The sequence below is a fragment of the Microbacterium sorbitolivorans genome, from assembly GCF_003327285.1.
GTDB classification, from domain to species: Bacteria; Actinomycetota; Actinomycetes; order Actinomycetales; family Microbacteriaceae; genus Microbacterium; species Microbacterium sorbitolivorans.
In genome coordinates this window covers 845,742-868,282 of record NZ_KZ848473.1, presented here as the reverse complement: position 1 = coordinate 868,282, position 22,541 = coordinate 845,742, and the positions used below count along the sequence as shown (strand labels likewise).

21 protein-coding genes and 2 pseudogenes are annotated in these 22,541 nt (G+C 69.5%); 11 read left to right on the top strand and 12 right to left on the bottom strand.

What is annotated here, in order from left to right; translation table 11 throughout:
* Positions 1 to 4 precede the first annotated feature (4 nt).
* The gene (gene lipA, locus DTO57_RS04365) at positions 5 to 997 is read right to left on the bottom strand and encodes a lipoyl synthase (RefSeq protein ID WP_114116957.1); all 993 of its coding nucleotides are present in this window, start codon (positions 995 to 997) and stop codon (positions 5 to 7) included.
* Entirely contained in the window at positions 994 to 1,638 is a 645-nt protein-coding gene (gene lipB, locus DTO57_RS04360; protein WP_114116956.1) for a lipoyl(octanoyl) transferase LipB, read from the bottom strand. Before lipB ends, lipA begins: the two co-directional genes overlap by 4 nt.
* A gap of 78 nt (positions 1,639 to 1,716) precedes the next feature.
* Between lipB and DTO57_RS04355 the strand changes: the two genes are divergently transcribed.
* Positions 1,717 to 2,271: a TetR/AcrR family transcriptional regulator gene (locus DTO57_RS04355; protein WP_114116955.1), complete on the top strand. Its 555-nt coding sequence runs from the start codon at positions 1,717 to 1,719 to the stop codon at positions 2,269 to 2,271.
* 12 nt (positions 2,272 to 2,283) lie between these two features.
* Positions 2,284 to 3,828: a signal recognition particle protein gene (gene ffh, locus DTO57_RS04350; RefSeq protein WP_114116954.1), complete on the top strand. Its 1,545-nt coding sequence runs from the start codon at positions 2,284 to 2,286 to the stop codon at positions 3,826 to 3,828.
* 119 nt (positions 3,829 to 3,947) lie between these two features.
* On the opposite strand, the gene glpK is transcribed toward ffh, so the two are convergent.
* Positions 3,948 to 5,465 carry a glycerol kinase GlpK gene (gene glpK / locus DTO57_RS04345; protein ID WP_114116953.1) on the bottom strand — a complete coding sequence of 506 codons (1,518 nt, stop codon included), beginning with the start codon at positions 5,463 to 5,465 and terminating at the stop codon, positions 3,948 to 3,950.
* The gene (locus tag DTO57_RS04340) at positions 5,458 to 7,173 is read right to left on the bottom strand and encodes a glycerol-3-phosphate dehydrogenase/oxidase (RefSeq protein WP_114116952.1); all 1,716 of its coding nucleotides are present in this window, start codon (positions 7,171 to 7,173) and stop codon (positions 5,458 to 5,460) included. Before DTO57_RS04340 ends, glpK begins: the two co-directional genes overlap by 8 nt.
* A gap of 126 nt (positions 7,174 to 7,299) precedes the next feature.
* Between DTO57_RS04340 and DTO57_RS04335 the strand changes: the two genes are divergently transcribed.
* A complete protein-coding gene (locus DTO57_RS04335; protein ID WP_229730563.1) occupies positions 7,300 to 8,295 on the top strand; it encodes a sugar-binding transcriptional regulator in 996 nt (331 codons plus the stop codon).
* Between the two features lie 3 nt (positions 8,296 to 8,298).
* Here DTO57_RS04335 and DTO57_RS04330 read toward each other — a convergent pair whose 3' ends face one another.
* Genes DTO57_RS04330 through DTO57_RS04310 form a run of 5 tightly spaced genes read right to left on the bottom strand, consistent with a single transcriptional unit; the run spans position 8,299 to position 12,989 of the window.
* Positions 8,299 to 9,192 carry a siderophore-interacting protein gene (locus DTO57_RS04330; RefSeq protein WP_114116951.1) on the bottom strand — a complete coding sequence of 298 codons (894 nt, stop codon included), beginning with the start codon at positions 9,190 to 9,192 and terminating at the stop codon, positions 8,299 to 8,301.
* Positions 9,189 to 10,019 carry an ABC transporter ATP-binding protein gene (locus DTO57_RS04325; RefSeq protein WP_114116950.1) on the bottom strand — a complete coding sequence of 277 codons (831 nt, stop codon included), beginning with the start codon at positions 10,017 to 10,019 and terminating at the stop codon, positions 9,189 to 9,191. The genes DTO57_RS04330 and DTO57_RS04325 overlap by 4 nt, the downstream gene beginning before the upstream one ends.
* Complete coding sequence (locus tag DTO57_RS04320) at positions 10,016 to 11,056, bottom strand: FecCD family ABC transporter permease (RefSeq protein ID WP_114116949.1); 1,041 nt, start codon at positions 11,054 to 11,056, stop codon at positions 10,016 to 10,018. The genes DTO57_RS04325 and DTO57_RS04320 overlap by 4 nt, the downstream gene beginning before the upstream one ends.
* Positions 11,053 to 12,087, bottom strand: a complete 1,035-nt coding sequence (locus DTO57_RS04315) for a FecCD family ABC transporter permease (protein ID WP_114116948.1) — start codon at positions 12,085 to 12,087, stop codon at positions 11,053 to 11,055. Before DTO57_RS04315 ends, DTO57_RS04320 begins: the two co-directional genes overlap by 4 nt.
* On the bottom strand, positions 12,084 to 12,989 hold the full coding sequence (locus DTO57_RS04310) for an iron-siderophore ABC transporter substrate-binding protein (protein ID WP_162785653.1): 906 nt from the start codon (positions 12,987 to 12,989) through the stop codon (positions 12,084 to 12,086). Before DTO57_RS04310 ends, DTO57_RS04315 begins: the two co-directional genes overlap by 4 nt.
* Positions 12,990 to 13,391: 402 nt before the next feature.
* Between DTO57_RS04310 and rpsP the strand changes: the two genes are divergently transcribed.
* From rpsP to DTO57_RS04275, 7 genes are read left to right on the top strand one after another with little or no spacing between them, the layout of a single operon-like run.
* The gene (gene rpsP / locus DTO57_RS04305) at positions 13,392 to 13,808 is read left to right on the top strand and encodes a 30S ribosomal protein S16 (RefSeq protein ID WP_114116946.1); all 417 of its coding nucleotides are present in this window, start codon (positions 13,392 to 13,394) and stop codon (positions 13,806 to 13,808) included.
* Positions 13,809 to 13,815: 7 nt separating this feature from the next.
* Positions 13,816 to 14,046 carry an RNA-binding protein gene (locus DTO57_RS04300; protein WP_114116945.1) on the top strand — a complete coding sequence of 77 codons (231 nt, stop codon included), beginning with the start codon at positions 13,816 to 13,818 and terminating at the stop codon, positions 14,044 to 14,046.
* Positions 14,046 to 14,600 carry a ribosome maturation factor RimM gene (gene rimM / locus DTO57_RS04295; RefSeq protein WP_114116944.1) on the top strand — a complete coding sequence of 185 codons (555 nt, stop codon included), beginning with the start codon at positions 14,046 to 14,048 and terminating at the stop codon, positions 14,598 to 14,600. The genes DTO57_RS04300 and rimM overlap by 1 nt, the downstream gene beginning before the upstream one ends.
* A gap of 9 nt (positions 14,601 to 14,609) precedes the next feature.
* The gene (gene lnt / locus DTO57_RS04290; RefSeq protein WP_229730565.1) at positions 14,610 to 16,172 is read left to right on the top strand and encodes an apolipoprotein N-acyltransferase; all 1,563 of its coding nucleotides are present in this window, start codon (positions 14,610 to 14,612) and stop codon (positions 16,170 to 16,172) included.
* On the top strand, positions 16,169 to 16,354 hold the full coding sequence (locus DTO57_RS04285; RefSeq protein ID WP_114116943.1) for an SPOR domain-containing protein: 186 nt from the start codon (positions 16,169 to 16,171) through the stop codon (positions 16,352 to 16,354). The genes lnt and DTO57_RS04285 overlap by 4 nt, the downstream gene beginning before the upstream one ends.
* A 17-nt stretch (positions 16,355 to 16,371) precedes the next feature.
* Positions 16,372 to 17,706 carry a glutamine synthetase family protein gene (locus DTO57_RS04280; RefSeq protein WP_114116942.1) on the top strand — a complete coding sequence of 445 codons (1,335 nt, stop codon included), beginning with the start codon at positions 16,372 to 16,374 and terminating at the stop codon, positions 17,704 to 17,706.
* A 7-nt stretch (positions 17,707 to 17,713) separates the two neighbouring features.
* Complete coding sequence (locus DTO57_RS04275; protein WP_114116941.1) at positions 17,714 to 20,701, top strand: bifunctional [glutamine synthetase] adenylyltransferase/[glutamine synthetase]-adenylyl-L-tyrosine phosphorylase; 2,988 nt, start codon at positions 17,714 to 17,716, stop codon at positions 20,699 to 20,701.
* A gap of 7 nt (positions 20,702 to 20,708) precedes the next feature.
* Here DTO57_RS04275 and DTO57_RS04270 read toward each other — a convergent pair.
* The 3 genes and pseudogenes from DTO57_RS04270 to DTO57_RS04260 form a co-directional block, all read right to left on the bottom strand.
* Positions 20,709 to 21,005: pseudogene (locus DTO57_RS04270) on the bottom strand (transposase); the annotation flags it as partial.
* Between the two features lie 171 nt (positions 21,006 to 21,176).
* Positions 21,177 to 21,806, bottom strand: coding sequence for an HAAS signaling domain-containing protein (locus DTO57_RS04265; RefSeq protein ID WP_114116940.1), 630 nt, complete (start codon positions 21,804 to 21,806; stop codon positions 21,177 to 21,179).
* On the bottom strand, positions 21,803 to 22,141 hold the full coding sequence (locus DTO57_RS04260; protein WP_114117280.1) for a PadR family transcriptional regulator: 339 nt from the start codon (positions 22,139 to 22,141) through the stop codon (positions 21,803 to 21,805). Before DTO57_RS04260 ends, DTO57_RS04265 begins: the two co-directional genes overlap by 4 nt.
* Before the next feature lie 114 nt (positions 22,142 to 22,255).
* Between DTO57_RS04260 and DTO57_RS04255 the strand changes: the two are divergent.
* Positions 22,256 to 22,537: pseudogene (locus DTO57_RS04255) on the top strand (transposase); the annotation flags it as partial.
* Positions 22,538 to 22,541: the final 4 nt, after the last annotated feature.

Below are 22,541 nucleotides of genomic sequence, written 5' to 3'. Positions count from 1 at the left end.
CGCTTTACACCGCTTGGGCGAACTCCGCAGGCTCGTCCGCGCCGATGTGCTGCAGGTGCGCGGGGATCTCGCGGCCCTTTTCTCGCATCGACTTCGCCCACAGTCGGCCCGCGCGGTACGACGAGCGCACGAGCGGGCCCGCAAGCACGCCGAGGAAGCCGATCTCCTCCGCAAGCTTCTTGAACTCGACGAACTCGTCGGGCTTGACCCAGCGCGCGACCGGCATGTGGCGGGGCGACGGGCGCAGGTACTGCGTGAGCGTGATGATGTCGCAGCCCGAGTCGTGCAGGTCCTGCAGGGCGACGGCGACCTCGTCGGGCTCCTCGCCCATGCCGAGGATGAGGTTCGACTTCGTGATGAGCCCGGCCTCGTGGCCCTGCGTGATCACGCTGAGCGAGCGGTCGTAGTCGAACGCGGGGCGGATTCGTCGGAACACGCGCGGCACGGTCTCGACGTTGTGCGCGAAGACCTCGGGGCGGGCGCTGAAGATCTCGCCGAGGAAGCGCGGGTCGGCGTTGTGCTCGTTCGCGAGCAGCTCGACGCCCGTGTTGGGGTTCATTGCGTGGATCTGGCGCACCGTCTCGGCGTTCAGCCACGCGCCGGTGTCCTCGAGGTCGTCGCGGGCGACGCTCGTGACGGTGGCGTAGCGCAGGCCCATGCGCGCGACCGATTCGGCGACGCGGCGCGGCTCGTCGGTGTCGTACGCGTCGGGCTTGCCGGTATCGATCTGGCAGAAGTCACACCGGCGCGTGCACTGCGAACCGCCGATGAGGAACGTCGCCTCGCGGTCCTCCCAGCACTCGAAGATGTTGGGGCAGCCCGCCTCCTGGCACACGGTGTGCAGGTCTTCGCTCTTCACGAGCGAGTGGAGCGCCTGGTACTCCGGACCCTGCTTGACGCGCGTCTTGATCCACTCGGGCTTCTTCTCGATCGGGGTCTGCGCATTGCGCACCTCCAGTCGAAGAAGCTTGCGTCCGTTGGGGGCGGTGACACTCATGCGGGGATCCTCTCGAAGGCGTCGCGGAAGGCGGACGCGGTGGCGTCCTTGATGGCGGCGGGGGAGATGTCCCGCCCTGACTCGCGGGCGATGGTGGTGACGCCCGCGTCGGAAATGCCGCACGCGACGATCTCGGCGTACGGGTCGAGCGAGTGGTTGCAGTTGAGCGCGAAGCCGTGCATCGTGACGCCCTTCTGCACGCGCATGCCGATCGCCGCGATCTTGTCGGCGGATCCGTCGGCGCGCTGGACCCAGACGCCGCTGCGGCCCTCGATCTGCACGCCGGCGACGCCAAAGGGCGCGATGAGGTCGATGAGCATGCGCTCGAGGCCGCGCACGACGGCGACGGCGTCGACGCGGTCGCTCACGCGGATGATCGGATACCCGACGAGCTGGCCCGGCCCGTGCCAAGTGATCTTCCCGCCGCGATCGACGTCGATCACGGGCGTCGCGGATCCGCGGGGGCGCTCGTGGGGCGCCGTGCGGGAACCGGCGGTGAAGACCGCCTCGTGCTCCAGCAGGATCAGGGTCTCAGCCCGCGTTCCCGCGACGACCTCGGCGTGGATCCGGCGCTGCAGGTCCCAGCCCTCTTGATACGGCACGGTGGCGGGCGCGAAGCCCGCCTCCAGTACGTCGGACATGCGATATCCCTCGATTGTGGACGGTGTCTAACAAACCATAACGCGTCTCGCATATGAGGCGCGCAATAGGCTGGAGGCATGGCGATCCAGACGGGCAAGAGGGGGCGACCCCGCGCAATTACGAGCGAGATGCTCGCCGAGGCCGCGTGCGAGCTCTTCCTCGAGCAGGGCTACGAGGCCACGAACGTCGCCGAGATCGCCCAGCGCGCGGGCATCGCGCGCTCGAGCTTCTTCAACTACGCGCCCGGCAAGGCCGAGCTGCTGTGGACCGCGCTCGACGAGCGGATCCGCGACGCCGACGACCGCCTGCCGGTGCGCGAGTGCGTGCGTGCGCTCGTCGACGGCTTCGCGCCGGACGCGCTCGCCCTCGCGATCGCTAACGCCGAGGCGATGCAGATCGAGGATCACCTCGAGCGCGAGGGCGCCCTGCGCATGAAGCGCATCGCCGACCTCGCCGCCGCGGCCCTCCGCCGCGAGGGCACGGATCCGCTCGCCGCGCGCGTGCTCGGCGGCGCGTACGGGGCCGCCGTCCTCGCCGCGATCTCGGCCTGGGCGGCCAGCGGCGCGGGATCCGCACCGCTCGAAGAGCACCTGGAGCGCGCCCTCGGAGTTCTGGGCGGCTCGTCACGGTAGAATAGGGCCACCATGGCTACTTTCGGCACGCTTTCCGACCGTCTCGTCGAGACATTCAAGAACCTCCGCACGAAGGGTCGCCTGTCGGCGTCCGACGTCGACGGCACCGTCCGCGAGATTCGTCGCGCCCTGCTCGACGCCGACGTCGCGCTGCAGGTCGTGAAGGACTTCACCGCGAAGGTGCGCGAGCGCGCGCTCAGCGACGAGGTCAACAAGGCACTGAACCCCGCGCAGCAGGTCGTGCAGATCGTCAACGAGGAGCTCGTCGAGATCCTCGGCGGCACGCAGCGCAAGCTGCAGTTCGCGAAGGTGGCCCCGACGGTCATCATGCTCGCGGGCCTGCAGGGATCCGGTAAGACGACCTTCGCGGGCAAGCTCGCGAAGAAGCTCCAGGGAGAGGGCCACACGCCGATCCTCGTCGCCGCCGACCTCCAGCGCCCCAACGCGGTGAACCAGTTGCAGGTCGTCGCCGAGCAGGCCGGCGCTGCGATCTACGCGCCCGAGCCCGGCAACGGCGTCGGCGACCCCGTCAAGGTGTCGAAGGCCGGCGTCGAGTTCGCCCGCCAGAAGCAGCACGACGTGGTCATCATCGACACCGCCGGCCGCCTCGGCGTCGACGAAGAGCTGATGAAGCAGGCGTCGAAGATCCGCAAGGCGACCGACCCCGACGAGGTGCTCTTCGTCATCGACTCGATGATCGGTCAGGACGCGGTCAACACGGCCAAGGCGTTCCAGGACGGCGTCGACTTCACCGGTGTCGTGCTCTCGAAGCTCGACGGTGACGCCCGCGGTGGTGCGGCGCTCTCGGTCGCATCCGTGACCGGCCGCCCAATCATCTTTGCCTCGAACGGCGAGACGCTCGACGCGCTCGAAGACTTCCACCCCGACCGCATGGCGAGCCGCATCCTCGACCTCGGCGACATCCTCACCCTCATCGAGCAGGCGCAGTCTGCGTTCGACGAGGAGGAGGCCCGCAAGGTCGCCGAGAAACTCGCGAAGGAGGCCTTCACGCTCGAAGACTTCCTCGAGCAGATGCAGCAGCTCAAGAAGATGGGCTCGATGAAGAAGATGCTCGGCATGCTTCCCGGCATGGGCGGGCAGATGAAGCAGCAGCTCGAGAACTTCGACGAGAGCGAGATCGGCCGCACCGAGGCGATCATCCGCGGCATGACGCCCGCCGAGCGCAACAACACGAAGATCCTCAACGGCTCGCGCCGCGCGCGCATCGCCCGCGGATCCGGCGTCAGCGTCACCGAGGTGAACCAGCTCGTGAACCGCTTCGAGCAGGCCGCCAAGATGATGAAGAAGGTCGCCCGCGGCGAGAACGCTGGCATCCCCGGCATGGGCGCGATGCCCGGCATGAAGCCGTCGAGCAAGCGCGCGAAGAAGGCCAAGGGCAAGTTCCAGGGCGGACGCTCGGGCAACCCCGCTAAGCGCGCCGTCGAGCCGGTCGCCGAGTCGGTGCCCACCGGATCCGGTTTCGGCCTGGGCGCCCAGGCGCCCCAGCCGAGCGAGGCCGACATGGCCGAGATCCAGAAGCTGTTCGGGAAGAGCTAGATAGGTTGAGGGCGGCCAGCGGGGCCGCCCTCAACCTATCTAGCGTTCTATTTGGGGGTGGCCCTTCGGGCCGCCCCTTTATGAGAGAAGGGCGGCCAGAGGGGCCGCCCTTCTCTCGTCTACTGCTTGGTGTCGTCGTCGACCCAGTCGAGGGACTTGGCGATCGCCTTGCGCCAGCCGTGCATGAGGCGGTTGACCTCCGACGCGTCCATGCGCGGCTCCCACCGCTTGTCCTCGCGCCAGTTCGCGCGGAGCTCGTCGAGGCCCGTCCAGAAGCCCGTTGCGAGACCCGCGGCGTAGGCGGCGCCGAGCGCGGTCGTCTCGGTGATGACGGGGCGCACGACGGGAACGCCGAGGATGTCGGCCTGGAACTGCATCAGCGTGTCGTTGGCGACCATGCCGCCGTCGACGCGCAGCTCGGTGAGGTCGAGCGGGGTGTCGGTGCCGACGGCGTCGAGCACATCCCTCGTCTGGAAGGCGACGGCCTCGAGCGCGGCGCGGGCGATGTGGCCCTTGTTCGCGAACCGGGTGAGGCCCACGATCACGCCGCGCGCGTCCGGCCGCCAATACGGCGCGAAGAGGCCGCTGAAGGCCGGCACGAGGTAGACGCCGCCGTTGTCCTCCACGGCCGCGGCGAGCGTCTCGACCTCGGGCGCCGACCGGATGATCCCGAGCTGGTCGCGCAGCCACTGGATGAGCGATCCCGTGACCGCGACGGATCCCTCGAGCGCGTACTGCACCGGCTGGTCGCCGAGCTTGTAGCCGACGGTCGTCAAGAGGCCGCCCGACGAGAGGATCTTCTCCTCGCCCGTCTGGAAGATGAGGAAATTGCCGGTGCCGTAGGTGTTCTTGCTCTCGCCCGCCTGGAACGCGGCCTGCCCGAAGGTCGCGGCCTGCTGGTCGCCGAGGATGCCCGCGATCGGGGTCTCGCGCAGCAGCGACGAGTCTTTCGCGTGGCCGTAAATCTCGCTCGACGAGCGGATCTCGGGCATCATCGACCGCGGCACGCCGAAGTCGGCGAGGATGTCGTCGCGCCAGTCGAGCGTGTCGAGATCCATGAACAGCGTGCGCGAGGCGTTCGTCACGTCGGTGACGTGAACGCCACCCCTGGGGCCGCCCGTCAGGTTCCACAACACCCACGTGTCGGTCGTACCGAAGAGCAGCTCGCCGCGCTCGGCCCGCTCGCGCGCGCCCGGCACGTTTTCGAGGATCCACGCGATCTTCGTGCCGGCGAAGTACGTCGCGAGCGGGAGACCCACGATGTTCTTGTACCGGTCGGTGCCGTGACCCTCCGCGAGTCGGTCGACGATGTGCTGCGTGCGCGTGTCTTGCCAGACGATCGCGTTGTGCACGGGCTCACCGGTCGCGCGATCCCACACGACGGCGGTCTCGCGCTGGTTCGTGATGCCGATGCCCGCGAGGTGGTGGCGGGTGAGGCCGGCGCGGCTGAGGGCGAGGCCGATGACCTCCTGCACGTTCTTCCAGATCTCGACCGGGTCGTGCTCGACCCAGCCGGGCTTCGGCAGGATCTGCTCGTGCTCCTTCTGGCCGGTTGCGACGAGCGTGCCCGAGCGGTCGAAGATGATCGCGCGGCTCGACGTCGTGCCCTGATCGATCGCGAGGATGTAATCAGACATCGGCGGTCTCCGCGACGAGGGTGACGCCGTGCGCCTCGCGCAGCTGCGTCACGGTGTCGTCGATCTCCTCGGCGACGCGGTCGGCATCCCAGCCGAGCAGCGGCGCGAGGGTGTCGGCGACGCGGGCGAGCAGCTCCGGCGTCACGGATCCCGTGAACGCGAGGTCGGTGCGGCGCAGGATGACGTCGGCGAGGTGCACGATGTGCTCGTGGTCGACCATCCAGGCGAGCTCGCGCGTCGAGAGCCGGTCGCCGGCGAGGGCCTCGTCGTGCTCGGCCTCGATCGTGTCCCACACTGCCGCGGCGCGGGTGCCGTAGCGACCGAGAAGCACGTTGCCGCGGGTGCCGGATCCGGGGATCCGGGAGCGCAGCCAGACGCCGCGGGCGCGGGGCGTCATCGGGAAGTCGCGGCCGCCGCCGATCGCGCGGTGCTTCGTGGTGACGGCGCGCGGCACGCCAATCTGATCGAGCACGAGGTCGGAGAGGGTCTCGCCGAGCGCGCGGAACGTGGTCCACTTGCCGCCCACGAGGGTCGTGACGGGGATGCCGCGCGACTGATCGACGACGAGGCGGTAGTCGCGCGAGATCTGGCCCGTGCTCGATGCGTCGCTCGCCGGCAGTGGGCGGATGCCGCTGAAGCGGTAGACGATCTGATCGCGCGAGACGGCGATATCGGGGAACACGTCGGTGATGAGGTCGAGGAAGTAGTCGACCTCCTCTTCGGTGCAGCGCGCGGGCTCGGCCGGGTCGGCCGCGATGTCGGTCGTGCCGACCATGACGCGGCCCTTGAGCGGGTAGATCAGCACGATGCGGCCATCGGAGTGCTCGAAGAAGATCTCGCGCCCGCCCGTGGCGGCGACGAGCTCGGGGTTATCGAGCACGATGTGCGAGCCCTTCGTGCCGCCCATGAAGCGGGTGGCCTTGCCGAGAGCGTCGTTCGTGAGGTCGGCCCAGGGACCGCTGGCGTTGACGACGGCGTCGGCCTCGACCGTGAAGGTCTCGCCCGTCTCGCGATCGCGCAGCGTCACGCCCGTGCCGGTGAAGCCGATCGCCTCGACGTAGTTGAGCGCGTGGGCCGAGCGGTTCGACTCGAGGCCGTCGATCAGCACGTCGAGCGCGAGGCGCTCGGGGTCGTGCATCGAGGCGTCGAAGTAGGTCGCGGTGTACTTGACCCTCGGGTTGAGGCGGGGGAGCTCGCGAAGCGATGCGGTGTGGCCGTGGAAGCGGTGCCACGGGGTGCGACGGCCGGGGCCGACGAAGAGGTCGTAGATCGTGAGGCCGATCTTGATCATCGCGGCGCCGCGCTCGACGGGCTTGCCGGAGCGGCCGAAGAGGAACTTGAAGGGCGCCTGGAACAGGCCCGACCAGAAGTGGTACATCGGCACGGTGGTCTTCAGCGGCTTCACGAAGTGCGGCGCCGTCTTCAGGAGGTCGTTGCGCTCGACGACCGACTCGTGCACGAGGCGGAACTCGCCGTTCTCGAGGTAGCGGATGCCGCCGTGCACCATGTGGCTCGATGCCGCGGAGGCGCCGGATGCGAAGTCGCCCCGCTCGACGAGGAGCACGTCGACGCCCTGGAGCGCGAGGTCTCGGAAGGTCGAGATTCCGTTAATGCCGCCACCAATAATGACGACCTGGGCACGAGGGTTCTCGCGGATCGTGCGCAGCGTCGCTTCGCGCTGTCCGGCGGTGGATGGTGAGGTAGACATGCTCCTCCTTCGGCGTGGGGGATCTCTTCACGAGTGTGCAGGGATTATCACTAGGCTGGGGCCGATTGGACGGATGCGCAAGGCGACTGCACAAATGTGCAGCGGCGGCGCGACGGAGGAGGCGAGATGGCCGACATGGCGGGCCCGATCGACGCGCCGGAGGCGCCGCGGAGCGCCGAGTCGCGGCTGCAGCAGGCGCTGACGGCGGCGCGGCTGTACTACGTGCAGGGGCTGACGATGGAGTCGATCGCGCGCGAGCTTCGCGTCTCGCGCTCGTCGGTCTCGCGCCTCATCCAGCACGCGCGCGATGTGGGGCTCGTCGAGATCCGCGTGCACGCTCCGCACGAGCACGGCGCGTCGCTGGAACACGAGATCAGGAGCCGTTTCCACGTGACGGCGCACGTCGTTCCGGCGGGTGCCGGCGTCAGCGAGGTCGATCGCCTCGAACGCGTCGCGATGACGGCGGGCCGCCTCGTGGGCGAGTTTTTCGACTCGAACATGTCGCTCGGCGTGGCGTGGGGATCCACGATCGCGGCGGTGAGCCGCCACCTGCCGACGCGCGACACGCACGGCACGACGGTCGTCCAGCTGAACGGCGCGGGCAATACGCTGACGTCGGGCGTCGGCCTCGCGAGCGAGATCCTCGAGCGCTTCGGCACGGCGTTCGGGGCGGATGTGCAGCAGTTTCCGGTTCCGGCGTTCTTCGACGACCCGCGCACGAAGGAGGCGATGTGGCGCGAGCGCAGCACCCGCCGCGTGCTGCGGATCCAGGACCGCCTCGACATCGCGCTCTTCGGGCTCGGTTCGCCGCTCGCGGCCGTGCCGAGCCGCGTGTACGTCGGCGGCTACCTCGAGCGCGCCGACTACCAGAGCCTCCGCGAGGACCGCGCGGTCGGTGACGTCTCGACGGTGTTCTTCCGCGCCGACGGCACGTCGGAGGACATCGCGCTGAACGCCCGCGGGACGGGGCCGGCGATCAACCGCCTCCGCCGGATCCCGCGCCGCATCTGCGTCGTGTCGGGGCTGCCGAAGCTCCCCGCCGTGCGGGGAGCCCTCGCGGCGGGCGTCGCGACCGACCTCGTCATCGACGAGGCGCTCGCCCAGGCGCTCGTCGCCGACTAGCGCTTAGCTGCCCTCGGCGCGGCCGAGGCGCCAGTAGCCCATGAACGACACGGCACGGCGATCGACGCCCACGTCGCGCACGAGGTGGCGGCGCAGCGACTTCACGGCGCTCGCCTCGCCGGCGATCCACGCGTAGAGCGGCGCCGACTTGAGGGCCGCGCCGCCCTTCGCGGTGCGCGGCACCTCCCACAGGATCCCCGAATCGATGTCGACCTCCTCGACCTCGGATCCGCGGCCGTTCGGGCACAGCGCGCCCGCGTGCTCGCGCACGGCGCTCTCGAGGTGCTCGTGGCGCCCTCCGGCCTCGCGGGCGGCCGCGTGGACACGGAAGCCCGGGTGCTCGGGCAGGTACGCGACATCCTGCGCGTAGGGAACCTCGAGGATGACGACGCCGGTCGCCTCGCGCGGGAGCTGCTCGAGGATGACCGCGATCGCGGGGGCGGCCGTCTCGTCGCCGACGAGGAGGTACTCATCGGTCTGCGCCGGCGGCACGAAGTCGATGCCGTAGCTGACGCCCGTCGCGTGGATCGTCGGGGCGGCGATCAGGATCTCGGATCCGATGGTTGCCGATTCGATCCACACCGAGGCGGGGCCGTCGGGTTCGTGGGCGACCATGTCGATGTCGACCTCGCCGGGGCGCACGGCGCGGGTCGTGTAGGTGCGGAACGGCGGGCGCGCGTCCTCCGGCAGGGCGCGCCACTCGGTGTACCAGTCTTCGCCCGTCGGCATCGCGTCGAGCGACACGGTCGCGGTGGGGAAGACCACCTTGATGCGCTGATCGAACCCCGGGTCGCCATACTCGTTGATGTCGTCGGCCGTCACGGTGAAGCGGCGGAAGCTCGGCGTGAGCTGCGTGATGCGCGTCACGCGCGCGCGGAAGAACCGGGTGGCGGTCATGCGGGGGCTCCAATGTGCGTGGGGCGGGAATCTGCGTGGTGGCGACCGCGGGGGATCACCAGCGGGGTGTGCGAGACGGGGTCGAGGAAGACCTCGGCGTCGAGGCCGAAGACCTGATCGATGAGCGCCGGCGTGACGACCTCGGCGGGCGCGCCGCTCGCCACGAGCTTGCCCGAGCGCATCGCGAAGAGGTGATCGGCGTAGCGCGCCGCGAGGTTGATGTCGTGCAGGACCATCGCGATCGTCGTGCCGCGCGAGAGGTTGAGGTCGGTCAAGAGGTCGAGCACCTCGACCTGGTGGGCGAGATCGAGGAACGTCGTCGGCTCGTCGAGCAGGAGCACGTCGGTGTTCTGCGCGAGCGCCATCGCGATCCACACGCGCTGGCGCTGCCCGCCCGAGAGTTCGTCGACGCTGCGGTCGGCGAGGTCGGCGACGCCCGTGGCAGTCAGGGCCTCGGCCACCGCCTCGTCGTCCTCCGCCGTCCACGCCCGGAACATCTTCTGGTGCGGGTGGCGCCCGCGGCCCACGAGGTCGGCGACGGCGATGCCCTCGGGCGCGATCGGCTGCTGCGGGAGCAGGCCGAGAGTCGTCGCGAGCTTCTTCGTCGGGATCTTGTCGATCGCGGATCCGTCGAGCACGACCGCGCCGCTCGACGGGCGCACGAGGCGCGACATCGTCTTGAGCAGGGTCGACTTGCCGCACGCGTTCGCGCCGACGATGACGCTGATTTTGCCGGGCGGGAGCTCGAGGTCGACGCCGTCGACGATCGTGCGGGATCCGTAGCCGGACGAGAGCGCGTTGGCCGCGAGGGAGTGGTCGAGTGTCATGAGGAACCTCCGTTGCGGCTCATGCGGATGAGGAGGAAGAGCAGGTAGGGCGCGCCGATGATGCCGGTGATGACGCCGACGGGGAACGCCGTGTCGAAGGCGAATTGGCCGATGAGGTCGGCGCCGAGCACGAGGCAGGCGCCGACGAGGCCGGCCGAGAGGAGCGCGGGCGCCCCGGGGCCGACGACGCGGGTCGCGATCGGGCCCGAAAGCAGCGCGACAAACGCGATGGGTCCGGTGGTCGCGGTCGCGACACACGCGAGGGCGACGGCCGCGACGATCAGGATCACGCGGGTCGCGCTCACGCTCACGCCGAGCGCGGTCGCCGACGCGTCTCCGAGCTCGAGCGCGCGGAGCCCGCGCGAGACGGCGAGGATGACGGGAACGAGCACGACGACGCCCGCGACGAGCGGCCACAGCCGGTCGGGCTGCACGCCGTTGAGGCTTCCGGTGAGCCAGCGCATCGCGACGGCGACGTCCCACTCGGAGGCGCGCTGCACGAGGAACTGCACGACGGCGTCGAGCATCGCGCCGATGCCGATGCCGATGAGGATCAGGCGGCCGCCGGTTGACTCGCCGCCGCGGGCCGCGAGGTAGATGACCACGGCCGTGGCGATGCCGACGCCGAGGGCGAGGGCCGTGGTGGCGCCAGCCGACCAGTGCAGCACGACGAGCGCGAGAACGGCCGCTGCCGACGCGCCGGAGGTGATGCCGATGACGTCGGGGCTCGCGAGGGGGTTGCGCAGCATCGTCTGGAAGGTGGATCCGGCGACGCCGAATGCGATGCCCGCGAGGATGCCGGCGATGAGGCGCGGGATCCGGAGGGTCCCGACCGTGAAGGAGGCGCCGGGCACGTCCTGCCCGATGATGACGCCCCACACCTGAGCCGGCGTGTAGAACGTGTTGCCGAGCATGAGCATCGCCGCGGCGAGCACGACGAGCAGCACGGCGAGCACGAGGGAGGCGATCGTGCGACGGCGCGCACGGCGGATCCGGCCCGCGCGGATGGTGGCGACGGACGTCTCGAGCGCGGTCATAGGGCCCTCATCCGGGTGCGGCGGGCGATGGCGACGAGCACGGGCGCGCCGAGGAAGGCGGTGACGATGCCGGCCTCGACCTCGCTGGGCGAGCCGATGAGGCGGCCGATCGTGTCGGCGATGCAGAGCAGGGCCGCGCCGCCGAGGGCCGACAGCGGCAGGATGGCGCGCTGGTCCGGGCCCACGACGAGGCGCACGGCGTGCGGCACCATGAGGCCGACGAAGGCGATGGGGCCGGCGACGGCCGTGACGGAGGCGCAGAGAAGCACGCCGGCGGCGGCGGCGATCGCGCGCGTCGTGCCGACCTTGACGCCGAGCCCGCGGGCGACCTCGTCGCCGAGCGCGAGCGCATTCATGCTGCCCGAGAGCGCGAAGATCGCGACCGCGCCGAGGAGGAGCAGGGGAGCGACGGCGCCGATGGCGCCCCAGGTCGCACCGCCCGTGCCGCCGACCTGCCAGAAGCGGAAGTCGTTCATGGCGGCGGCGCGCGGAAGCATCACGGCGCTGACGAGGGACGAGAGGGCCGCGCTCATCGCGGCGCCCGCGAGCGCGAGCTTGATGGGCGTCGCGCCGCCCGCGCCGAGCGATCCGACGATATAAACGACGATCGCGGCGAGCGTGCCGCCGACGAGGGCGAGCACGAGGTAGGAGTACACGGAGCTGATGCCGAGGAAGGCGATGCCGCACACGACGAACAGCGAGGCGCCCGTGTTGACGCCGAGAATTCCGGGGTCGGCGATCGGGTTGCGCGTGACCGCCTGCATGACGCCGCCCGAGAGCGCGAGCGCCGCGCCCGCGACGATAGAGAGCACGGTGCGGGGGATCCGCTCGGTCACGGCAATCGCGCCGATCTGCGATGCCTGCTCTCCCGTGAAGAACGCGCGGAGCCCCTCGGCGACCTCGCCGAGCGACACGGTGCGGGATCCGAACACGAGCGAGCAGCCGACGGCGATCAGCACGACGGCGACACCGCCCGCCGTTCCCCACGCGATGCGCGGGGAACGGCGGGCGGTAAGTGCGGTCTGACTCACTCCGCCAGCGACGCGGCGTCGTCGAGCATGCCGACGTACGTGTCGAGCATCCACGGGATCGAGAGGGCGGTCGGGGTGACCGAACCGCTGAGCGCGTCGCCCGAGCCCATCGTCACGATGGCGCCGTTCTTAACGGCGTCGAGCGTGCTCCACAGCGGATCCGCCTGGAACGCCTTCACGAGGTCGTCGTCGCCGTACATGACGAACACGTCGACGTCGGAGAGGATGTCGGCGTTCTCGGCGGCGATGTCGGCGTAGAACGCGCCGCTTTCCGAGGTGTCGACGGCGAACTGGGGCGCGTCAAAGCCGAGGTCACCGAGGAACGCGGTGCGCGAGTCGCCCGTCGCGTAGATCGAGATCGTCGAGAGGTCGGCGGGGTTCACGTAGAAGAATGCCGCCTTCTTGCCCTCGAAGCTCGTGATGTCGGCGCTCGCGTCGGCGATCTGCGTGTCGAGGTCGGCGACGAGGGCCTCGCCCTCCGCCGACTTGCCGAGCGCGTCGGCGTCGAGCTGGATCGCCTCGCGCCACGGGGTGTACCAGGGGATGTCGGGGTAGGCGACCGTCGGGGCGATCTTGCTGAGCGTCGCGTAGTCGTCCTCCGTCAGGCCCGAGTAAGCGGCGAGGATCACGTCGGGCGCCGCGTCGGCGATCGCCTCGAAGTCGACGCCGTCGGTCGTGTCGAAGATGACGGGCTCGTCGGCGCAGAGGGCTGCATAGCCGTCGAGGGTCCAGTCATACAGGCCGAGGCCATCGTCGCCCGTCATCGACCAGGTCTGGTCATCCGCACCGACGGGCGCGAAGCCCAGCGCGAGCGCGACGTCCTGGTTGCCCCAACCGACTGACGCGACGCGGCTGGCGCCCGCAGGGATCGTCGTGGTGCCGAGCGCGTGTTCGACGGTCACGTCGGATTCAACGGTCGGTGCCTCCGCCGGAGTACAGGTGCTGTCGGCTTGAGGTGTCTCAGCGGCAGTGTCCGAAGCGCATGATGCGAGTGCGAGGACGGTGCCGGCGACGGCGAGGGTGGCGAAAAGCGGGCGCACTGACATGAGGGCCTTTCCATGGGGGATCGCTCCGATGTGAAGCTCACAGGCAAGCCTTGCCTAACTAGCTCAAAATCGCAAACGCGCCGAGCGTGTTCACGTTCGCCTTCCAGGTGGGGATCTGGCAGAATGGGTAGCTGGAGCGTGTGCTCGACCCTCTATCCAGCGCGTCGCTCCATCATCATTTAGAGCTTCCGCCTGCGTGCATGACCCCACGCGCCGCGCGAACAGGTTCATTCACTTTCGTCATCCACTAGGAGAATCGTGGCTGTCAAGATCCGTCTGAAGCGCCTGGGTAAGATCCGCGCGCCCTACTACCGCATCGTTGTCGCCGACTCGCGCACCAAGCGCGACGGCCGTGTCATCGAAGAAATCGGCAAGTACCACCCCACCGAGGAGCCCTCGTTCATCGAGGTTAACTCCGAGCGTGCCCAGTACTGGCTCTCCGTCGGCGCGCAGCCGACCGAGCAGGTCACCGCGATCCTCAAGATCACGGGCGACTGGGGCAAGTTCAAGGGTGACAAGGACGCGAAGAGCACCCTCAAGGTCGCCGAGGACAAGACGGCGTACGTCGCCGACGCCTCGAAGAAGTCGGTTGTGAAGCCGGCTGCGCCGAAGAAGGCTGAGGAGCCCGCCGAGGCTCCCGCCGAGGACGCTGCGGCCGACGCCGCCGCGGAGTAATCGCATCGTGCTGGCCGCCGCGCTCGAACACATCGTCAAGGGCATCGTCGATCATCCTGACGACGTCCGCATCGACGAAACCACCTCGTCACGAGGAGACGTGCTGGAAGTGCACGTCGCCTCGGACGACCGTGGTCGCGTGATCGGGCGCGGCGGTCGCACCGCAAAATCGCTGCGCACGGTTGTGAAGGCCCTCGCCGCCGACCGTCGCGTTCGCGTCGACGTGGCCGACGACTGATGTCTGCCGCGACGCCTAAGAGCCAGCTCCGGGTCGGTCGTGTCCTCAAGGCACACGGCCTCAAGGGCGCGTTGAAGCTTGAGCTGTACACCGACGACCCCGATGGCCGCTTCGTGCCCGGTGCGTCGTTCACCCTGCAGGTGCCCGAGCAGTCGCAGTGGCACCGCAAGACCGTCACGGTGCGCGAGTTCCGCTGGATGAACGCCAGCCCCGTCATCTTCTTCGAGGGCGTCGACGACCGCAACGCCGCCGAGACGCTCGCGCGGGCGATCCTCTGGGTCGACCAGGACGACTCGTCGCCCGAAGAGCCCGACGCCTGGTACGACCACCAGCTCATCGGCCTCGACGCCGTCCGCGATGACAAGGTCATCGGCCGGATCGCGCGCGTCGACCACCTGCCCTCGCAGGACCTGCTGATCGTCTCCGTTGGCGAGACCGAGGTGATGGTGCCGTTCGTGTCGGCCATCGTGCCCGAGGTCGACCTCGAGGGTGGCCGCGTCATCATGACGCCCCCGGCCGGTCTCTTCGAGGAGCTTCCCGACGACGCCGAGTAGGCTCGCCGGGTGACGCGCGTCCTCCGTCCCTCCACCGCTCTGCCGCTCTGGTCGGCCACGGCCCTGTCCGTGATCGGCGGCCTCGCCTTCATGGTGTCTTTTCCCGCGCCCGGGATCTGGCCGTTCGCCTTCGTCGCGATCGCCCTCTCGCTCGTCTCGCTGATCGGGCGGCGCCCCGGCGGCGCCCTGCTCGTCGGCTCGGGCTTCGGGCTCGCGTTCTACGTGCCCCACGTCAGCTGGGCCGAGTCGTTCCTCGGCGACAACGAACTCGCGTGGGTGCCGTGGATCGCGCTCGCGGGCGTCGAGGCGCTCTTCATGGGCCTCGGAGCGATTCTTATCTCGCTCGCGTACCGCTGGGTGCGGCGCATCGTGCGCGCTCCGCTGTGGCGCATGGGCGTGACCGCGGCGGTCATCGCGGGCCTATGGACCATGCGCGAGATCGTCATGGGATCCTGGCCGTTCGGCGGGTTTCCGTGGGGTCGCGTCGGCATGGGGCAGGCCGAGAGCCCGCTCGCGCAGCTCGCCTCGTGGATCGGCGTCGACGGCCTGACCTTCGTCGTCGTCTTCGCGGTCGCTCTGGCCGTGGAGGCCGCGCGCCTCATCGCGACCGGCCGGCGGCAGCGTCGCTGGTGGACGCTCGCGGCGCCGGCGCTGGTGCTCGTTGTTGCCGCCCTCGTGCCGCAGTTCCCGACGCACGTCGTGGGGTCGATGCGGATCGCCGCGGTGCAGGGCAACGGCCCGACCGCGTACCTCGACGAGCGCGGCCGCTACGACGTGCTGAACGCCCAGCTGCAGGCGAGCGAGGCGGTTCTCGACTCCGGGGCCGACCTGATCGCCTGGCCTGAGGGCGGCGTCGGGCTGGATCCGCGGGGAGACGACAAGGCGGCCCTCGTGCTGTCAGCGCTCTCGCGCGCCACGGGCGCCCCGACCCTGCTGAATGCCGCCGCCGATGTCGGCGACGACACCTACAACATGTCGATGCTGTGGACAGAGGAAGGCGCGACGCAGACGCACTCCAAGCGTCATCCCGTGCCCTTCGGCGAGTACGTTCCGGCTCGCTCTGTCTTCGAGAAGATCGTGCCGTCGCTCATCGGGATGATCGGACGCGAGTACACGCCGGGAACCGATAGCCCGACGATGACGGCCGGCGACGCCACGATCGGCCTCGCCATCTGCTTCGACGTGCTCTACGACTCGCTCGTGCACGAGAGCATCAACGACGGCGCGGGCGTGCTCGTCTTCCAGACGAACAACGCCGACTTCCGCGGATCCGCCGAGAACCTGCAGCAGCTCGAGTTCGCCCGCATGCGCGCGATCGAGACCGGCCGCGCGGTCGTGAACGTCTCGACCGTCGGAACCAGCGAGGTGATTGCGGCCGACGGATCCACCGTCGAGCAGATCGCCGCCGACACATCGGGCGCCATCGTGCGCGACGTCGAGGTGCGCGAGGGCACGACGCCCGCCGTGTGGGGCGCCGCATGGATCCGCGGGATCCTTCTTCTCGGGCCGTTCGCAGCGCTCGTCGTCTTCGGGGTGCTCGCCGTGCGTTTTCGGCGTAGCCTCGAGGCATGACCGAGAGCTACTGGTACAACCTGCGCACGGGGCAGGTCGAGCACGGCACGCAGTCGTCGGTGCTTGACCTCGCCGGACCCTTCGATACGGCCGAGGAAGCGGCCCGCGCGCCCGAGCTTCTGAAAAAACGTGCCGACGCATGGGAAGAAGACGAGCGCCGCGACGCTGAGTGGGACGACTGACCCCTTAGGCTGAGTGCATGGATAAGCAGCAGGATTTCGTGCTCCGCACGATCGAAGAACGCGGCGTCAAGTTTGTTCGCCTTTGGTTCACCGACGTCATTGGCACGCTGAAATCCGTCGCGATCGCGCCCGCCGAGGTGGAGGGGGCGTTCCGCGAGGGAATCGGCTTCGATGGCTCCGCGATCGAGGGCCTGACGCGCGTTCAGGAGAGCGACCTGCTTGCCCACCCGGATCCGTCGACGTTCCAGATCCTTCCCTGGCGCGGCGAGGTCGACCCGACCGCGCGCATGTTCTGCGACATCACGACGCCCGACGGGCAGCCCGCGGTCGCGGATCCGCGCAATGTGCTGAAGCGCACGCTGTCGCGCGCCGCCGACATGGGCTTCACCTACTACACGCACCCCGAGATCGAGTTCTACCTGTTCAAGGACGGGCCGAACGGCGGCAAGCCGGTGCCGGTCGACAACGCGGGCTACTTCGACAACGTCCCCGGCGGCACGGCCCACGACTTCCGCCGCCGCGCCGTGCGCATGCTCGAGGAGCTCGGCATCTCGGTCGAGTACAGCCACCACGAGGGCGGCCCCGGCCAGAACGAGATCGACCTCCGTTACGCCGACGCGCTGACGATGGCCGACAACCTGATGACCTTCCGCACCGTCGTGAAGGAGGTCGCGATCGAGCAGGGCGTGCGCGCCACGTTCATGCCCAAGCCCCTCGCCGACCAGCCCGGAAGCGGCATGCACACGCACATGTCGCTCTTCGAGGGCGACTCGAACGCGTTCTACGACCAGTCTGCGCCCCAGCAGCTCTCGGTCACCGGCCGCCGCTTCATCGCGGGCCTGCTGCACCACTCGAGCGAGATCTCGCTCGTGCTCAACCAGTTCGTGAACTCGTACAAGCGCCTCTGGGGCGGCGACGAGGCGCCCAGCTACATCACGTGGGGCCACAGCAACCGCTCGGCGCTCATCCGCGTGCCGATGTACAAGCCGGGCAAGAGCCAGTCGGCGCGCTTCGAGCACCGCGGCATCGACTCGGCGGCGAACCCCTACCTCGCCTACGCGCTCATGCTCGCGGCGGGCCTCAAGGGCATCGAGGAAGAGTACGAGCTGCCCGAGGCCGCCGAGGAGAACGTCTGGGCGCTCTCGTCGAGCGAGCGCCGCGCGCTCGGCTACCGCGCGCTGCCCTCGAGCCTCGAGGAGGCGATCGAGCTCATGGAGTCGAGCGAGCTCGTCGCCGAGACGCTGGGGGAGCAGGTCTTCCGCTACGTGCTCGCGAACAAGCGTCGCGAGTTCGAGCAGTACCGCTCGCAGGTGACCGACCTCGAGCTCAAGACGACGTTCGACGTCGTCTGACGCGCGGATGCGGGCCGGCGGGCGCGTCACGCCCCGATCACAGCTTGCGCGCGCGGGCTTCGTCGACCTCGGCGAGGCCGCGAGCGCGCTCGATGAGCTCACGGAGCTGACGGGCGTACCGCGCGACGAGCTCGTCGCGGGCGCGGCGCGCAGCGCGGATCCGGACGCCGCCGTGCGCGCGCTCGTGCAGGTTGCGCGCCGCGAGCCGGATCCGGTGCGCGGCGTGCTCCGAGACGCCGCCGCCCCCCAGATCCTGTGGCGGCTGTTCGGCGCCTCCCAGGGCATCGCGGCCTTCTACCTGCGTCACCCCGTGCACCTGCGCGACCTCGTCGGCATGAGGCCGGCGCTGCCGACCGCCGCCGAGATGACGCGCCGCATCGTCGACGCGACGAGCGAGGGGCGCGGCGCCGCGCTGTGGGTGGCGCTGCGCGTCGCGTACCGCCGCGAGCTTGTGCGCATCGCGGCGTTCGACCTCTCGGCGCCGGATCCGGTGGAGGTCGTGCGCGTCGTCACCGCCGCGCTGTCCGACGCCGCGGCCGCGGCGCTCGAGGCGTCGCTTCGCGTCGCGCGCCGCATGGCCGAGGGCCAGTTCTCGGCGCAGGAGATCGCCGACACGCGCCTGGCGATCATCGGTATGGGTAAGGCCGGCGCACGCGAGCTCAACTATGTCTCCGACGTCGACGTGATCTTCGTCGCCGAGGGGGCCGACGGATCCGGGATCTCGGATCCGCGCATGCTCGAGGTCGCGACGCGGCTCGCGATGCTCACGATGCGCGGCATCGACGAGTTTGAGGCCGAGCCGCCGCTGTGGGAGGTCGACGCGAACCTGCGCCCCGAGGGGAAGAAGGGCGCGCTCGTGCGCACCCTCGCCTCGCACCTCGCGTACTACGACCGCTGGGCGCAGTCGTGGGAGTTTCAGGCGCTGCTGAAGGCGCGGCCCCTCGCGGGAGACGCCGCGCTGGGCGCCGCCTACATGGCGGCCACGCGGCCGCTCGTGTGGGCGAGCTCCGAACGCGACGGCTTCGTCGAGAGCGTGCAGGACATGCGCGGCCGCGTGACGGCCAACATCCCCGCCGACGAGGTCGCCCGGCAGCTGAAGCTCGGCCCCGGTGGCCTGCGCGACGTCGAGTTCACGGTGCAGCTGCTGCAGATCGTGCACGGCTGGAGCGACGAGGCCGTGCGGGTGCAGAGCACGCTCTCGGCGATCGACGCGCTCGTCGAGCGGGGCTACATCGGCCGCGCGGACGCGGCGAGCTTCGCGACCGACTACCGGATCCTGCGCCTTCTCGAGCACCGCCTGCAGCTGCAGCAGCTGCGGCGCACGCACCTCATGCCCGAGACCGACGAGGAGCGGCGCGTGCTCGCGCGCGCCACGGGGCTGTTCGATCACACCCCCGGAACCGCGGGTGGAACAGCGGGCGACGTCACCTCGACGTGGGAGCGCGTGCGCCACGACGTGCGCGACATCCACGTGCGCCTGTTCTACCGGCCGCTGCTGTCGGCGGTGGCCGAGACCGAGTACGACGCCCGCGCGCTCACGGGATCCGAGGCCATCGGCCGCCTCACCGCCATCGGCTTCGGCGACGCGAAGGGCGCGCTCTCGCACATCGGGGCGCTCACGCGCGGCGTGAGCCGCAAGGCGACGGTGCAGCGCACCCTCATGCCGGTGATGTTGCGCTGGTTCTCGGAGGGCATCGACCCCGACTACGGCCTCATTGCCTACCGCCGCATTAGCGAGCGGCTGGGCGACAGCCCCTGGTTCCTGCGCATGCTGCGCGACTCGGCGGGCGCCGCGGAGTCGCTCACGAAGATCCTGAGCGGCTCGCGGTACATCGGCGAACTCATGGAGTGGATCCCGGAATCGGCCTCGTGGCTCGACTCCGACGAGCAGCTCCGCCCCCGCACCCACGAGGTGCTCGCGCACGAGGCGCGCTCGATCATGGCGCGGCGAGTGTCGCTCAAGGAATCTGCGAAGCGGATCCGTGCCCTGCGTCGTCGCGAGCTGCTGCGCACCGCAATGGGAGCGATGACGGGCGCGCTCGGGATCAAGGAGGTGACGACGTCGCTCACGACCATCACCGACGTGACGATCGATTCGCTTCTCGCCGCCGTGCGGCGCGATCTCGTCGCCGATGATCACGTGGGCTTCGAATTCGCGGTCATCGGTATGGGCAGGTATGGCGGGGCTGAGATCGGGTTCGGATCCGATGCCGACGTGCTCTTCGTCTATCGCGCGGGATCCGTGGATCCGACGGCCGCAGACCAGCTCGCGAAGAAGATTGTCGCGGCGCTTCGCGAGGTGGGCGAGGACAATCTCGTGCCGCTCGACCTCGACGCCGATCTCCGTCCTGAGGGGCGCAAGGGGCCGATCGCCCGCACGCTCGAGGCATACCGGGCGTATTACGCGAAGTGGTCGGTGTCGTGGGAGGCACAGGCGCTCCTGCGCGCTCGCGCCGTCGCGGGCGACGCGTCGTTGCTCGACGACTTTATGGCGATGATCGATCCGATTCGGTACCCCGACGTCGTCGCGCCGACGGACGTGCGCGAGATTAAGCGCATCAAGGCCCGCGTCGAGACCGAACGCATGCCGAAGGGCGCCGATCCGACGAGGCATTTGAAGCTCGGCCCTGGCGGCCTGAGCGACGTCGAGTGGCTCGTGCAGCTGATCCAGATGAAGCATGCGCACAGCGTGCCCGACCTGCGCACCCCGCGCACGCTGCACGCGCTCCTCGCGGCGTATGAGGCCGGGCTGCTGGCCGAGGACGATGCGAGACTTCTCGGCGCCGCCTGGCGGCTCGCGACGCGGCTGAGGTCGGCGAACACGCTGCTGACGGGAACGACGAGCGACCTGCTGCCGACGGGGTATCGCGCGCTCGACGGCATCGGGCGCGTGCTCGAGATGCCCGCGGGCAGCGGCTGGCACGTCGAGGAGCAGTGGCTCGGGGCCGCGCGCCGCGCCCGCCGTGTTTTCGACGCGGTTTTCTACGACCTTTAGTGGCTCTTCACAATTCGGGGTGTAGGTGTGGTCTGAATCCGCCGGCTTCGAGGAGTGCGCGGGCGATGTAGTTGGTGGGGTTGCGGAAGCCGAGGGCCAGGCCACGCAGGCGCTCGAGGCGACCGTTCACGGCTTCGGTAGGTCCGTTGCTCGTGCGCGGCCGGTCGAAGTAGGCGAGGACGTCGCAGGCGCGTCTGGTCAGGGTGCGGCCGAGCTTGCGCAGTTCTACCAACGCCTCAGGCACACTGTCGGCGAGGGCGTCGATCACGGAGCTCATCTCGACGCGGCCGGCTGCCCGGTCGGGGTGAGGGTCGAGGTCTTCCGGACGGGTTGTGTGAGAACTCCCATCATCGGAAGACCTCGACCCTCACCCCGACACCGACGCGCCGCCCCAGGTCGCACCACAGCTACACCCTCATCTGTGAAGAGCTCCGAAACCCGGCCCAGCGCGACGTGCGATGGGGCCCAGGGTGGCTCAGCTTCGGACCAGTTTGCGAGCGGGGTTCGGTGCGGTGTAGCGCAGGACGAGGACGACCCCGATGGCACCCATCAGGAGCGGGAGGGCGCTGAGAGGGAGGTTGACTCCGACCGGGACGCTCCCGCCCGCGATGCCGAACACGATGGCCAGCAGCGAGGAGGCGATCCACGAAGCGGTCAGCAGAACCCGCTGCTGTCCGGTCAGCTCTCTGACGAGGAAGGACAGCACGGTCGAGAAGACTCCTGTCATGCTGCCCGCACCGAAGGCGAGCAGGATGAGCATCGGGTGTAGAGCGTATTCGGAGTCATCGTCGAAGTACGCCGTGAAGCACAGCAGTGCCCCCAGGGCCATGAAGCCTCCCACTGTGGCCACGGCGCTTGCTACGGCGAGCAGCCGCATCCACCGCGGTGTGCCGGCCGTCTCTGCCCCGGCTTCCAGGGCGATCTGCTCAGGTGCGCCGAGACTGTCGAGTGCCGCCTGGATCACGCCTCGCTGTTCGGCGTCCCTGAGGTGTTCCTCGATTCCGGTGAGAAGATCCAGCTGCTCGCTGGAGGGGAGCGATTCGGTCAGGGCAGTAAGGCGCTTGAGGTAGGCCTGGGCGGCGGCGGACGAGGGCAGAGTGGTCATGCGTGGTCTCCAATGACGAGGTCGACGGCTTGCCGGAAGCGGCCCCATTCCTGGGTGAATGTAGCAAGTCCGGTCTTGCCTGCCGGGGTGATGTGGTAGTAGCGGCGCGGGGGTCCACTCGGGGACTCTTGCCAGGCAGTGGTCACGAGGTTGCGTTTTCGGAGTCTCGACAGGAGCGGGTACAGCGTCCCTTCGCTCTCGAGGAGTCCTAGTTCGCTCAGCGTTCGAGCCAGGTCGAGACCATAGGTCGGTTGCTGGGCGATGACGGCGAGGACACATGGTTCGAGAGCGCCGCGGCGCAACTGCCCTACGAGGTGAACAGCGTCAGGTTCCATGCACCACAAGGTAGCACGCTCCGCCAGGATCTGTTCGGTGTGGGGTAGACGAGGCCAAGGATCCTGCGCGCGGGTGGTCTCCGCCCTGCAAGCCCGCCGTCGCATATCGGGCCGCACTGTACAGTGATCATCGACTTGACCACGGTTCGCCAGGACAGCGGCCCTTCCAGGCTGCTGGACATGGTCGAAGGCCGCTCCAAGGCAGTGTTCAAGACCTGGCTCGCCGCCCGCCCCTAGACTTGGCGCGAGACAGTGGAAGTTGTTGCGACAATCGGCTTCACCGGGTTCAAGACCGCCGCAGCCGAGAAATTCCCGGACGCGGTCGCGGTAATGGACCCCTTCCGCGTCGGGCGGCTCGCCGGGGAAGCGGTCGACGTCTGCCGACGGCGCATCCAGTTAC